This window comes from Pseudomonas sp. IT-93MI4 (assembly GCF_949767635.1).
Taxonomy (GTDB): Bacteria; Pseudomonadota; Gammaproteobacteria; order Pseudomonadales; family Pseudomonadaceae; genus Aquipseudomonas; species Aquipseudomonas putida_A.
The window spans coordinates 268,777-281,847 of sequence record NZ_CATKPP010000057.1 but is presented as its reverse complement, the minus strand read 5'-3'; the positions used below and the strand labels follow the sequence as shown (position 1 = coordinate 281,847).

General features: G+C 60.6%; 16 protein-coding genes. 10 read left to right on the top strand and 6 right to left on the bottom strand.

The window, feature by feature from the left end; translation table 11 throughout:
• Window positions 1–67 precede the first annotated feature (67 nt).
• A complete protein-coding gene (locus ACM6I7_RS25755; protein WP_171061883.1) occupies window positions 68–376 on the top strand; it encodes a hypothetical protein in 309 nt (102 codons plus the stop codon).
• A gap of 57 nt (window positions 377–433) precedes the next feature.
• On the opposite strand, the gene glp is transcribed toward ACM6I7_RS25755, so the two are convergent.
• Window positions 434–1,660: a gephyrin-like molybdotransferase Glp gene (gene glp / locus ACM6I7_RS25750; RefSeq protein ID WP_414889507.1), complete on the bottom strand. Its 1,227-nt coding sequence runs from the start codon at window positions 1,658–1,660 to the stop codon at window positions 434–436.
• Window positions 1,644–2,183, bottom strand: coding sequence for a molybdenum cofactor biosynthesis protein B (gene moaB / locus ACM6I7_RS25745; protein WP_003226719.1), 540 nt, complete (start codon window positions 2,181–2,183; stop codon window positions 1,644–1,646). The genes glp and moaB overlap by 17 nt, the downstream gene beginning before the upstream one ends.
• Window positions 2,184–2,265: 82 nt before the next feature.
• Between moaB and mobA the strand changes: the two genes are divergently transcribed.
• Window positions 2,266–2,868, top strand: a complete 603-nt coding sequence (gene mobA, locus ACM6I7_RS25740) for a molybdenum cofactor guanylyltransferase MobA (RefSeq protein WP_414889506.1) — start codon at window positions 2,266–2,268, stop codon at window positions 2,866–2,868.
• 78 nt (window positions 2,869–2,946) lie between these two features.
• Window positions 2,947–3,168: a YgdI/YgdR family lipoprotein gene (locus ACM6I7_RS25735; protein ID WP_027613420.1), complete on the top strand. Its 222-nt coding sequence runs from the start codon at window positions 2,947–2,949 to the stop codon at window positions 3,166–3,168.
• Window positions 3,169–3,244: 76 nt separating this feature from the next.
• Here ACM6I7_RS25735 and ACM6I7_RS25730 read toward each other — a convergent pair whose 3' ends face one another.
• From ACM6I7_RS25730 to ACM6I7_RS25720, 3 genes are all read right to left on the bottom strand, one after another.
• A complete protein-coding gene (locus ACM6I7_RS25730; protein WP_414889505.1) occupies window positions 3,245–4,135 on the bottom strand; it encodes a pseudouridine synthase in 891 nt (296 codons plus the stop codon).
• A gap of 81 nt (window positions 4,136–4,216) precedes the next feature.
• Window positions 4,217–4,534, bottom strand: coding sequence for a transcriptional regulator (locus tag ACM6I7_RS25725; protein WP_003226726.1), 318 nt, complete (start codon window positions 4,532–4,534; stop codon window positions 4,217–4,219).
• 167 nt (window positions 4,535–4,701) lie between these two features.
• Complete coding sequence (locus ACM6I7_RS25720; protein ID WP_027613422.1) at window positions 4,702–4,938, bottom strand: glutaredoxin family protein; 237 nt, start codon at window positions 4,936–4,938, stop codon at window positions 4,702–4,704.
• Window positions 4,939–5,139: 201 nt separating this feature from the next.
• On the opposite strand from ACM6I7_RS25720, the gene ACM6I7_RS25715 reads away from it, so the two are divergent.
• On the top strand, window positions 5,140–6,852 hold the full coding sequence (locus ACM6I7_RS25715; RefSeq protein WP_027613423.1) for a cation:proton antiporter: 1,713 nt from the start codon (window positions 5,140–5,142) through the stop codon (window positions 6,850–6,852).
• On the opposite strand, the gene ACM6I7_RS25710 is transcribed toward ACM6I7_RS25715, so the two are convergent.
• Entirely contained in the window at window positions 6,849–8,057 is a 1,209-nt protein-coding gene (locus ACM6I7_RS25710) for an ammonium transporter (RefSeq protein WP_123587420.1), read from the bottom strand. The genes ACM6I7_RS25715 and ACM6I7_RS25710 overlap by 4 nt on opposite strands.
• A gap of 305 nt (window positions 8,058–8,362) precedes the next feature.
• On the opposite strand from ACM6I7_RS25710, the gene ACM6I7_RS25705 reads away from it, so the two are divergent.
• The 6 genes from ACM6I7_RS25705 to ACM6I7_RS25680 all read left to right on the top strand — a co-directional run bounded on the left by ACM6I7_RS25705 (window position 8,363) and on the right by ACM6I7_RS25680 (window position 13,069).
• Window positions 8,363–8,677, top strand: coding sequence for a DUF883 family protein (locus tag ACM6I7_RS25705; protein WP_003226733.1), 315 nt, complete (start codon window positions 8,363–8,365; stop codon window positions 8,675–8,677).
• 2 nt (window positions 8,678–8,679) lie between these two features.
• Window positions 8,680–9,066, top strand: coding sequence for a phage holin family protein (locus ACM6I7_RS25700; protein ID WP_027613425.1), 387 nt, complete (start codon window positions 8,680–8,682; stop codon window positions 9,064–9,066).
• Entirely contained in the window at window positions 9,063–9,401 is a 339-nt protein-coding gene (locus tag ACM6I7_RS25695) for a hypothetical protein (protein WP_027613426.1), read from the top strand. The genes ACM6I7_RS25700 and ACM6I7_RS25695 overlap by 4 nt, the downstream gene beginning before the upstream one ends.
• Window positions 9,402–9,525: 124 nt before the next feature.
• Complete coding sequence (locus tag ACM6I7_RS25690) at window positions 9,526–10,689, top strand: EAL domain-containing protein (RefSeq protein ID WP_150368243.1); 1,164 nt, start codon at window positions 9,526–9,528, stop codon at window positions 10,687–10,689.
• A 76-nt stretch (window positions 10,690–10,765) separates the two neighbouring features.
• Window positions 10,766–12,094, top strand: a complete 1,329-nt coding sequence (locus ACM6I7_RS25685; protein WP_003226741.1) for a deoxyguanosinetriphosphate triphosphohydrolase — start codon at window positions 10,766–10,768, stop codon at window positions 12,092–12,094.
• Between the two features lie 348 nt (window positions 12,095–12,442).
• Window positions 12,443–13,069 (top strand): response regulator transcription factor, encoded by a 627-nt coding sequence (locus ACM6I7_RS25680; protein ID WP_027613428.1) that lies wholly within the window; start codon window positions 12,443–12,445, stop codon window positions 13,067–13,069.
• Window positions 13,070–13,071 lie beyond the last annotated feature (2 nt).

Sequence of the window (13,071 nt, the reverse complement as noted above, 5' to 3'; positions counted from 1 at the left end):
GCTGTTGGCAGTCTGGATGACGGGAAGGCCGGTGCGCTTACACTTGAAACAGCCGATGGACATTTCCATGCCAAGCCATGAAGCCAGAATTGCAAATAGTCCGGTTGCCCCTCTCGACGAAAGTCGCGCCAGTCACAAATCCGATTTCAGAAAGAACGCCAGAACCGCTGGAGAAGTTGATATGGAACCGCGCGTGACCGAACTGGAAACCCACCTCAAATACATTCGTCGGGATATGGACGAAGTTCGCGGGGATGTAAAGACCATCAAGCACCGTCTCGCCTATTCGGCGGGTGCGACGGCGGTGGTCCTGGGACTGCTGGGATGGGTTGCCAACAGCCGGTTCGATCAGTTGGTCACACTGATGAGCCATTGACAGAGGAATGCAGGCATCGACGCGGTATCGGTCGAGCCTGCAATTACCGGAAGCGGATCAGCCGAGCAGGTCGCTCAGGGGAATGAACCCGACCTCATCGCCTTCTACCAGCGTGCGGCCTTCCAGCACCTCTACCAGACCATCCGCCCAGGCCGCGCTGCGCAGCACACCGGAGCTTTGATTGCGGTAGATGATCGCCCGCCCCTGCTCGAGACGACCGCGCAGGTATTCGCGCCGATTGCCGGCCACAGGCCAGACAAAACCTGCCGGAATCGTAAACTTCAGGGGTTCGACATCCTGTACGCCCTGACGCCGCAACAAGTAGGGCCGCGTGAGCAGAGCAAAGGTCACCAGCGTCGAAGCGGGGTTGCCCGGCAGGCCGATGACCGGCACCTTGCGAAAATGACCGAATGTCAGCGGCTTGCCCGGTTTGATGGCCAGTTTCCACAGCGCCAGCTCGCCCTCTTCCCGCAATGCGATGCCAAGAAAATCCGCTTCACCGACCGACACGCCTCCGGTCGAGAGAATCAGGTCGACACCCTGCAAGTCGCCAAGGCGCGCCCGCGTGGTCGCCAGATCGTCCGGAAGAATACCGGCATCAATCACTTCACAACCCAGGCGCTGCAGCCAGCTGCACAACACCACCCGATTACTGTTGTAGATCTGCCCCGGCCCCAGCGGCCGGCCCGGCTCGACCAGCTCATCGCCGGTGGACAGCACCGCCACTCGGACCTTGCGTACCACATTCAGCCCGGCACACCCCAGCGACGCCGCCAGACCTTGTTCGATCGGTCCCAGCCGGGTACCTGCAGCCAGAATCAACTCACCCACGGTGGTTTCCTGGCCTTGCGGGCGAATGTTCTGGCCGACGCTCATGGTTTCGATGAAACGCACGCTGCCGTCGCCCTGAACTTCGGCGTTCTCCTGCATTTCCACGCAATCGGCCCCGGCAGGCACTGGCGCACCGGTGAAGATCCGCGCGCAGGTACCGGGCTTCAACGGCTCAGGCGCCTGCCCGGCAAAGACTTTCTGGCTGACCGGCAGCGGTGCGCCGGTCCAGTCGGCCAGATTCAGGGCATAACCATCCATGGCACTATTTGGCCAGGGCGGCAGATCCAGGGTCGAAACCAGGTCTTCGGCGAGCACCCGGCCTTCCACCTCAGCCAATGGCAGAAACTCGCGCTCGACAATCGGCGTGGCTTCAGCCATTTCCAGCAGGCGGGCCAACGCTTGCTCGACAGGCATCAGGCTGCCGGTCTTGCCCGGCTTACCCACGGGATTCACAAGGCGCCGCCTGCTTCAGGTGAGGGACGAAGTTGCACGGACGGTGCCGCGAATCCAGCTGTTCGGCGAGAATGCCGTCCCAACCGGTGCGCACCGCATTGGTCGAACCTGGCAGGCAGCACACCAGTGTGCCATTGGCCAGGCCGGCCAGTGCCCGCGACTGCACGGTCGAAGTACCGATATCGGCCACCGAGATCTGGCGGAACAGTTCACCGAAGCCGTCAACCTGCTTGTCGAGCAGACAAGCCACGGCTTCAGGCGTGCTGTCACGCCCGGTGAAACCAGTGCCGCCGGTAATCAACACGACCTGCACGACGTCCTCGGCAATCCAGTGGGCAACTTGCGCGCGGATCTTGTACAGGTCATCTTTGAGCAGGACCCGTTCGGCCAAGCGGTGACCGGCAGCAGTCAGGCGGTCGACGAAGACCTGGCCTGAGGTGTCGGTTTCCAGGGTTCGGGTATCGCTGACAGTCAGCACCGCAATGTTCAGCGGCGCAAAAGGTACATCGGCCTTGGCTTTCATTAGGCTCGTCCAGTTGTAGGAGAAACAGCCCGGTGTTATATCACAGCGCCTGAATTTTTCGCCGCCCCGCTGGAGAGCTGCCATGACCTCGAATACGCCATTGCCCCCCTGCTCCATTCTGCTCCTGGCAGGCGGACGCGGCCAGCGCATGGGCGGCCAGGACAAAGGGCTGGTCGAATGGCAGGGTGAGCCGCTGATTGCGCATTTGCAGCGCAAGGTCCGACCGCTGACTGACGATCTGATCATCTCCTGCAATCGCAATCACGAGCGTTATGCAGCCTACGCCGATCAATTGGTCAGCGATGAGCAAGGCGATTTTCCCGGGCCCCTGGCCGGCATCCTCGCCGGACTCAAGGCAGCCCGCCAGCCACACCTGCTGGTCTTGCCCTGCGATGTGCCGCGAATCGACGCCGCGCTGTTGCAGGACATGCGTGAAACCGCCGGCCGGTTTCCTGAAAAACCTTTAATGTTGCGTCACGACGACCACTGGGAACCCCTGCTGTGTGTAATTCCCGTCGCCCTGTTGCCAGCCTTCGAAGCCGCGTGGAACGCCGGCGAACGCAGCCCCGGCCGGGTCATGCGCAATCTCGGCGCGACTGCCCTGCAATGCCCGGACAATGACCCGCGACTGGCCAACCTGAACACCCCCGAACTGTTAAATACGCACAACACTGTGTCAGACTGACAGCATTCAAGGAACTCTCACGCCTTGTACACGTCTCAAGCTCAGTAACCAAAAGTATTCCCATTCGGAGACACACCCATGACTCAACGGACCCTCGCCACTTTCATGCTCGCACTGGGCCTGGCTACCCTCGCTGGTTGCTCCTCGCCAACAGTGCTCACCTTGAATGACGGTCGCGAAATCCAGGCCGTCGACACCCCGAAATACGATGAAGATTCGGGCTTCTACGAGTTCAAGCAACTGGACGGCAAAGAGACCCGCATCAACAAGGATCAGGTTCGTACCGTTAAAGAGCTGTAAGCTTTACGTCTATACCGGATACAGAAAAGCCCGCATCAATGCGGGCTTTTTCATGGGCACGGGAAAGTGCCTGGCATCACCACTGCAGGGTGATCCGGCTCTCGAATTCACGATCCTCGCCCGTCACCGGATCGACAAACCGCAGCCCCTGCGCCAGCAGCTTGAGCGGATTGGCGTAATCGTCCTCAACGTCTTTCAGCACCTCCGGGTAAAACGGATCATTGCAGATACTCGCTCCCAGCGCGGTCATGTGTACCCGCAACTGATGCTTCTTGCCGGTCACCGGGTACAGGCCGTAGCGCCACAGATCACCGTTCTTTTCCCGGACTTCCACCGCTGTTTCCGTATTGGCAACGCCTGGCCCTTCCTGCATGCGGAAGAATGGTTCGCCATCGATCAGACGGCTTTTGTGTACCAAGGGAAATTTGAGCGCCGGAAGCGCACGGGCAATCGCCTCATAGCGTTTATCGATCTGCCGCGTAGGGAACAGCGACTGATATGCGGAGCGGGTTTGTGGGTTAGCCGAAAAGATCACCAAGCCTGCCGTGTGCCGGTCAATGCGGTGCAGTGGCACCAGATGCGGATTATCGAGGCGACGGATCAGACGACGCAGCAACGTCTGTTCGACGTATTCGCCGGCCGGCGTCACCGGCAGGAAGTGCGGCTTGTCCGCCACCACCAGATGTTCGTCCGCATACAGGATCGACTCGACCACCGGGATCGGTTTTTCATCCGGCACTTCACGGAAGTAGTGAATACGCAGGCCTTCCTTGTACGGCAGATCCAGCGCAATCGGCTGTCCCTGCCCATCCAGTACCCGGCCCCGGGCGATCCGGTCCAGCCATTGCTCGCGACTGATCGCACTGAAATGCTCACACAGGCAATCAAGGACCGTAGGCCAACTCCCCGGAGGAAGGTAAAGGGTGCTGGCCTGATTCTGCGCAGCGGAAAACGTTGGTGTGGACATACGGAAATTCGAACCCTCAATGCAGGTCGGCATTATCCAACACTGAGCGATACGAACCTAGCGCCGATTCCACCGCCCGCCTCAGGCCGGGATCGACTTGAGCGCGGCGGCTTCGGTGAATTCCTTGAGCCAGCGCAGCACATCGACCGCCTCCCAGCGCCCCGGGTCATACAAGGCGTACAGCAAGCCCTGATAACCGACCACATCCAGTTGCTTGTGATAACCGGCACGCTGGAACAGCGCCTCGATCTCGGCAAAACAGGTGTTGAAATGCAATTTGTTGAAAGGCGTCTTGCCCTCCGTGACCAGCCCGTCCAGGCGCAACTCGAGGACGGCCTCGCGCACCACGTCAACCGACATCCGGTTCACGCTGTTCTTCAACTGTTCGACATTGACCACGGTTCATCCCTCTGACTGCCGGATTCACCTGCTCAAGTCATCAAAAGCAGCAGGCCCATCCAATTACTGTATGCACATACAGTAACCGAATAATCCGCAAAGCGCCAAGGGAAGGATGCGCGGTCGCGACCGGCGGAAAGCCATGTCGCGTCAACGAAGAAACAGGCTCAGCGCAGGAAGGCCACCACCTGATCGGCACTGAAAGGCCAGCTCAGCTCCGCGCCGGTGTCAATTCGGCGCAGTACCGGAATTCGCAGGCTGTAAGCCTCGAACCAGGATTCATCGTCAGCAATATCCACCAGTTCGACCAGCAGACCATGCTCGACAAAAGGCATCAACTCGGCCTCTGCCACCTCACACAAATGGCATCCCAAGGTGCCGAACAACTGACATTCAGGAGGCATGATCGCTCAACCGGAAAAATGAGCGTTCATTCTAGGCCTGCCTCGAAAACCCGTCGAGCCGCTGCCGCCCAAAGGCCCGAGCACGGCAACCAGTACGCAAAACCCTGACGCAAATCAGTCCAGAGAAAAGCCAATCAGGCCATGCTCCCGGGCTTTTTGCCTCTACGCTTGAGAAGCCTGAGCCTGAAAACGGAGTGCCTTGTGTTTGCCAACCTGCTGATCATCCTCGCCTCATCCCTGGTGATGATTGCCCTGTTTCGCCGCCTGCGCTTGCCGCCGGTGCTGGGCTATCTGTGCGTGGGCCTGATGGTGGGGCCGACCGCGTTCAACTGGGTCAACGAGAGCGAGCACCTGCCGGACGTGGCCGAGTTGGGCGTAGTGTTTCTGCTGTTTTCGCTGGGCCTGGAGTTTTCCCTGTCGAAAATGATCGCGCTGCGCCAGGTGGTGTTTCGCCTGGGCAGTCAGCAGGTATTGCTCAGCACGGCATTACTGGGAATGGTGCTGATCGTGCTGGGCATGCCGGCGACCCCGGCCCTGCTGCTTGGCGCAGGGCTGTCGTTGTCGTCAACGGCGATTGTCACCAAGGAGTTGAGCAGCCTGGGCGAGGTGTTCAGCAGTCACGGGCAAAACGCGGTCGGGGTCCTGCTGTTTCAGGACGTGGTGGCGGTGTTATTGCTGACCCTGGTGCCGGTGTTCGCCGGAAGCAGTACGCAAGCCTGGTACTGGGCCTTGCCGCTGACGCTGGTGAAGACCGTGGTGCTGTTTTTCGGTCTGTTGCTGGCCAGCCGCTGGTTGCTGCCACGGCTGTTCCACGAAGTGGCGGCCTCGCGCTCGGCGGAATTGTTCGTCCTGCTGGCGCTGGTGATTGTGCTGCTGACCGCCTGGCTGACGCACCTGCTGGGCCTGTCCCCTGCCCTTGGCGCATTTCTGGCCGGCATGCTGCTGGGCGAGAGCCACTATCGCCATCAGATCGAGGCCGATATCCGGCCGTTTCGCGACATCCTGCTCGGGGTGTTTTTCGTCAGCATCGGCATGCTGATCGATCTGCAACTGTTCGTCAGTCACAGCCTGCTGATTCTCGGCCTGACCCTCGGCCTGATGCTGATCAAAGGCACGGTCGTCGCGCTTTTGGTGAAGTGGCGCGGCAGCGATCACGAAACCGCCTGGCGCAGCGGCCTGGCGTTGGCGCAGGGCGGGGAATTCTGCTTCGCATTGATGGCGCAGATGCAGCAAAACCGCATGCTGCCTGACGAGCTGGGCGGCCTGCTGCTGGCGGCGACGTTCTGCTCGATGTTGCTGACTCCGCTATTGTTGCGCGGGGCACCGAAAATTGCCCTGCGCCTGCATCGCAAGCCGAATCAGGAGGCGCAAATCGAGGAGATCAGTGCACTCAACGCCGACCTCGATCAGCATGTGGTGATTTGCGGCTACGGGCGCGTTGGCCAGTCCATCGGCCGTTTCATGCGCAATGCCAACCAACCTTACATCGCGTTGGACAACGATCCGGTGCGCGTGCAGGAAGCCGCGTCCGAGGAAAGTGATGTGCATTATGGCGACTCATCGCGCGGTGACTTGCTGACGGCCATCGGCTTGTTGCGCGCGAAACTGCTGGTGATCGCCGTGGATCAGAGCGATGTCAGCCTGCGGATTCTCAAGGAAGCGCGCCGGCTCAATGCGCGGATACCGATTCTGGTGCGCACCCGCGATGACAGCCAATGGGCGGAGCTGAAGGCTGCCGGCGCCACCGAAGTGGTGCCGGAGTTATTGGAGTCGAGCCTGATGCTCGCCTCCCACGCCTTGATCATGCTCGGTCTGCCAGCTCATCAGGTACAGGAGAAAGTCGACCAGGTGCGCATCAATCGCTATCGCCTGTTGCATGGCTTTTACCCCGGCACCGACGACAAGGAAACTTAGTCCTGACTGACCGCGCCGATCTTGTGCAGCGACAGATCGGCGCCGTAATACTCTTGTTCCTGACTCAGGCGCAGGCCGTGCAAGGCCTTGATCACGCCGTAAACGGCGAATCCGCCGAGCAATGCGACCACCACACCGAGCGCAGTGCCGATCAACTGACTGATCAGGCTGACGCCACCGAGGCCACCCAGCGCAGTCTGGCCGAAGATGCCGCAGGCGATCCCGCCCCACACCCCGCACAAACCGTGCAACGGCCAGACGCCGAGTACATCGTCGATACGCCATTTGACTTGCGCGGCGGTAAAGCACCAGACAAACAGTGCACCGGCAATCGCGCCGGTCACCAGCGCACCCACCGGGTGCATCAGGTCGGACCCGGCGCAGATCGCCACCAGCCCGGCCAACGGACCGTTGTGCAGGAAGCCCGGGTCATTGCGCCCGACGATCAACGCCGCCACCGTGCCGCCGACCATGGCCATCAGCGAGTTGACCGCCACCAGACCGCTGACGCCCTGCAAGGTCTGCGCGCTCATCACGTTGAAGCCGAACCAGCCGACAATCAGAATCCACGAGCCCAGCGCCAGAAACGGAATGCTCGACGGCGCGAACGCCACCAGTCGCCCTTCGCGATAACGGCCGTTGCGCGGGCCGAGCAGCAAAACCGCCGCCAGTGCCAGCCAGCCGCCCATGGCGTGCACCACCACCGATCCGGCGAAATCATGGAACGCCGCGCCAAAACGTGCCGTCAGCCAAGCCTGCAGACCGAAGTTGCCGTTCCAGATCATGCCTTCGAAAAACGGGTAGATGAACGCCACGATCAGCGCCGTTGCGCACAACTGCGGAACGAAGCGCGCGCGCTCGGCAATCCCGCCGGAGATGATCGCCGGAATCGCCGCAGCAAACGTCAGCAGGAAGAAAAACTTCACCAGCCCATATCCGTGATCGGCACTCAGCACCGCCGCCGGTTGCATGAAGGTCACACCGTAAGAGATCCAATAGCCTATAAAGAAATAGGCCAGGGTCGAAACGGCAAAGTCGCTGAGGATCTTCGACAGTGCGTTGACCTGGTTTTTCTGGCGCACCGTGCCGACTTCAAGGAAGGCGAAACCGGCGTGCATCGCCAGCACCATCACCGCACCGATCAGAATGAACAACGTGTTGGAGCTGTGAACCAGCGTGTCCACAGCGCTTTGCAGATTTTCCATAAAGAGGCAGACCTGAAGGCTAAAAAGGCACCAAAGCGGTTCGCGCGGACAATTCATGCACCAAGTTGCGACCGGTCGGTCTGCGCAATGAAGCTGCGATGAACCGGTTTGGCGCACAAGGTCGATGTCCTGACACGAACCAGGATTATTTGAGTTAAGGTTTTGCTGCATGTACGCCCGCCAACAGCGCACAGCGGCAGCAGGACGCACCACGACATAGCAAAAGCTGTACCAGTCATTTGTACTGAACCTTCGCGCAAGGCTCATACTCGAACGCTTCAGACGTCACTTACGGAGATCCACCCATGGCCAGCATCAAGGCAAAGACTGCTCAAGAAATCCTGATGAACGACTTCCAGACTCTGGTCGCCGACACCGAGCGGCTGCTCGAACACACCGCGTCCCTGGCGGGCGATCAGGCTGATGAGCTGCGTGATCAGATTCACGACAGCCTGTTGCGCGCCCGGGAAACCCTGAAGCTGACCGAAGACACCCTGCGTGATCGCGGCCAGGCAGCGGTCACCGCCACCGAAGATTATGTGTCGGCCAACCCTTGGCAATCGGTGGGCATCGCCGCCGGGGTGGGCTTCCTGATTGGCCTGCTGGCCACTCGGCGCTGATCATGTCGATCGGCGAATCCGGCCTGGGGTCGGGCACCTCCTCTTCCACGCGGCGTCTGGGCGCCGCTGTTCTCGGCTTGCTGCACAGCCATGTCGAACTGTTCGGCATTGAATTGCAGGAGCAGAAATCACGCACCGTCAGCCTGTTGCTGTTCGCAGGGCTGGCGCTGGTGTTTGCCCTGCTGTTGCTGGTGGGTCTGTCGACGCTGGTGCTGATCGTGTTCTGGGATACCTATCGTCTGGCAGCGATCATCGGCCTGTGCGTGTTCTACACCCTGGCGGCTGCTTTCTGCGGGCTGCGTCTCAAGGCAGCAGTCTTCGATGAATCCTCGCCCTTCCACGGCACGCTGGAAGAATTGGCCAATGATCGGGAGCGCCTGCTGCCATGAGCCTGCCTGAACTGCCACACAACAGCTCGCGCCGGGAAATGCGCAAGGCGCTGATCCGCCTGCGCATGGAAATGCATCGTCAGGAAATCCGCCACGAAGCCGGGCAAGTGCTGCAGCCCTTGCAGCGCATGCGCGGCATGACGCAAAACCTGCAAGGCGGCTTCGGCATCAAGCACGCGCCGCTTTGGGGCGTGGCCGCCGTCACCCTGCTGGGCTTCATCACCGGCAAAGGCGCAAAAAGCGGCGGTGTTGGCGGGCTGACCCGGCTGATACGGCTGGGCACCAGCCTCGGGCCATTGATCAAACTGGTCATGCAGAGTTCGGGCAAACGCTAAGCCGATGCATCTGGCTACATTCTTGCAATATCCGCGGGATGAACCTCTTTACCCGGAGGTTCAATCCCGCGCGCCTACCCGGTCGGCGGGGTTCATCCAGAACAAGAACGACTAAGGAGGCCCCGTGATCGACGGGCAACCGCTCGCCTGCTTTCAACCTTTCATCGATACCGCCACCGGACGTATTGCAGGCGTCGAAGCATTGGGTCGCCTGCGCCAGCCTGACGGCCAACTGGCCTCGGTCGGGCCGTTGTTTGCCGACCCACGCACACCCGCCATCGCTCTGCGCCGGCTCGACCGGCAGATCCGCGACAACGCCCTGAGCCGACTGCATGAAGCCCCCGCCGAGTGGTTTCTCAGCCTGAACATGTCGCCGCGCTGGATCAGTCGCCTGCGCGCCGATCAACCGCTGCCCAGCCTCAAGCAGATGCTGCGCCACGGCGTCGATCCGCAACGCATCGTGTTCGAGATCACTGAACTGGGCGGCAATGGTCAGCGCCTGGCCGAAGTGGTCGCGCGCTATCGCGAGGCAGGGGCGCGGATCGCTATCGATGACTTCGGCGCCGGTTACTCGCAGCTCGATCGGGTGCTGGCGTTGCAGCCGGACATTCTCAAACTCGACATGCGCCTGTTTCAGGCTGCCGCACTGGGCGGGCCGAGCAGTGACGTGGTCAAGGCTCTGGCGCAAATGGCCGAAAAAACCGGCTGCTGGATCATCGCCGAAGGCGTGGAAACCGAGGCCCAGCTCAATTTCGCCCTGGAATGCGGTTCGCGCTACGTTCAGGGTTTCCTGTTCGCCCGGGCGCAGGAGGCGTTTTATTCGACCGACGCCTTCGTGCAGCGCTTCGCCGAACTGCGCCAGCGTTACGTGCGGCAGAAACTGGCCGAACGCGGGCGCCTGATGCAGATGCGCCAGCAACTCGGCGAACTGATGGCGATCCTCCAGAGCTGGGCTCAGGCCCACGCGCCGCTGAGTGCGCTGCCGCAACTGGAAGCCTTCCCGTGGTTGCTGCGGTTCTACCAATGCGACCGTCACGGCACCCAACTCACGCCCAACCTCGAATGGCGCAACAACGGCTGGGTCGCCGACAACCGCTACCTGGGGCACAACTGGTCATGGCGTCCGTACTTCTATCATCTGCTCGCCGAAGGCTGGGAAGAGCGACGCCTGACCCTGTCCAGCACCTACCGCGATGCCACCAGCAACCAGTATTGCCTGACCGCCGGGCAGTTCTTCGATAACGGCGAGCGCCTGCTGCTGATCGATATTGATGCCGCGGGCTTGTAGTTCCGCTTGCAGGTGTGTGGCTGAACCGGGAAGCTAGGGCAACAGTCATCCCAGTCACCGACGGAGAGAACCAGCCTTGGATTGGCAGACCCTGCTCAACCGCGAACGCCTTGGAAAACCGCTGCACAGCCCGCAAGAGCTGGGCCGCAGCCCGTTCCACAAAGACCACGACCGCATCATCTTCTCCGGTGCCTTCCGCCGTCTGGGCCGCAAGACCCAGGTGCATCCGGTGTCGAGTAACGACCACATCCACACCCGGCTGACCCACTCGCTGGAAGTCAGCTGCGTCGGGCGCTCGCTGGGCATGCGCGTCGGTGAAACCTTGCGCAGCGCCCTGCCCGACTGGTGCGACCCGAGCGACCTGGGCATGGTCGTGCAATCGGCCTGCCTGGCCCATGACATCGGCAATCCGCCGTTCGGCCACTCCGGTGAAGACGCGATTCGTCACTGGTTCCAGCAGGCAGCCGGGCGCGGCTGGCTCGACGGCATGAGCGAAGCCGAGCGCGGTGACTTCCTCAATTTCGAAGGCAACGCGCAAGGCTTCCGGGTGCTGACTCAGCTGGAGTATCACCAGTTCGACGGCGGTACCCGCCTCACCTACGCCACCCTCGGCACCTATCTGAAGTACCCGTGGACCGCACGTCACGCCGACTCGCTGGGCTACAAGAAACACAAATTCGGCTGCTATCAGAGCGAACTGCCGCTGCTGGAGCAGATCGCCCACAAGCTCGGTCTGCCGCAACTGGAAGACCAGCGCTGGGCGCGCCACCCATTGGTGTACCTGATGGAGGCTGCCGACGACATCTGCTACGCGCTGATCGACCTCGAAGACGGCCTGGAAATGGAGCTGCTGGAGTACGCGGAAGTCGAATCGCTGCTGCTCGGTCTGGTGGGAGACGATCTGCCGGAAACCTATCGCCAGCTCGGCCCGCAGGATTCGCGTCGACGCAAACTGGCGATCCTGCGCGGCAAGGCCATCGAGCACCTGACCAACGCCGCTGCCCGGGCATTCGTCGAGCAACAGGATGCGCTGCTGGCCGGCACCCTGCACGGCGACCTGGTGGAACACATGCACGGCCCGGCCAAACGCTGCGTACTCAACGCCAAGGACATCGCCCGCAAGAAAATCTTCCAGGACAAGCGCAAGACGCTGCATGAAATCGGCGCCTACACCACTCTGGAAATCCTCCTCAACGCGTTCTGCGGCGCGGCCCTGGAGCAACATGGCGGCCGCACGCCGTCGTTCAAGAGCCGCCGGATCCTCGATCTGCTGGGCAACAATGCGCCGGATCCCCATGGCCCGCTGCACACCTCGTTCCTGCGCATGATCGACTTCATCGCCGGGATGACCGACAGCTACGCCAGTGACATGGCGCTGGAAATGACCGGGCGTTCCAGCCACTGACAGAAAAAATTGCTCAACCGGGTCAGGCAACTGCCCGGATGAGCAATACCTCGATTGAACCGGTTCTGTGGTCTCAGGCAAACGGATCGACTGAAAGGTAAATCCGTTTAACAGCCAACTACGCAAACAAAACCTTGTTTATTCAAGGCTCGACAAGCAACTTAAAACATTCAGATAAACAAATCAGCACAACACTTCCTTACGCGACACAGAGTTTGGTCGTAGTCGGTTTCCTTTTAGTGCGTAGGACTTATCCTATATTGCCGCAACAGCCCCGGGAGTTCATGCGGCAGCTCATTTATCTGAGCTAAGGTGCGCCCTTTATTCGCGCACGTATGGGATTTGATTATGAACTCCGTTTTTATTGTCGATGATCACCCCGTCATCCGACTTGCCGTTCGAATGCTGCTCGAGCATGAAGGTTACAAGGTCGTCGGCGAAACCGATAACGGGGTCGATGCCATGCAAATGGTCCGCGAATGCATGCCCGACCTGATCATCCTTGATATCAGCATACCCAAACTCGACGGCCTGGAAGTTCTCGCCCGTTTCAACGCCATGGGCACCCCGCTCAAAACCCTGGTACTGACGGCGCAATGCCCGACGCTGTTCGGCATTCGCTGCATGCAGTCCGGTGCATCCGGTTATGTCTGCAAAGAGGAAGACTTGAGTGAACTGGTCAGTGCGATCAAGGCGGTACTTTCCGGTTACAACTATTTCCCCAGCCAGGCATTGAATCCGGTACGCCTCGACGACGTGCGTTATGCCGAACTGGAGTTATTCAAATCCGTCAACGACCGCGAGCTGATGGTCCTGCAATTATTTGCCCAGGGACGCACCAACAAGGAAATAGCCAAGGGCATGTTTCTCAGTAACAAGACAGTCAGTACCTACAAAAAACGCCTGATGCAAAAACTCAAGGCCAGATCTCTGGTGGAACTGATCGAGATGGCCAAACGCAACGCGCTAGTGTGAGA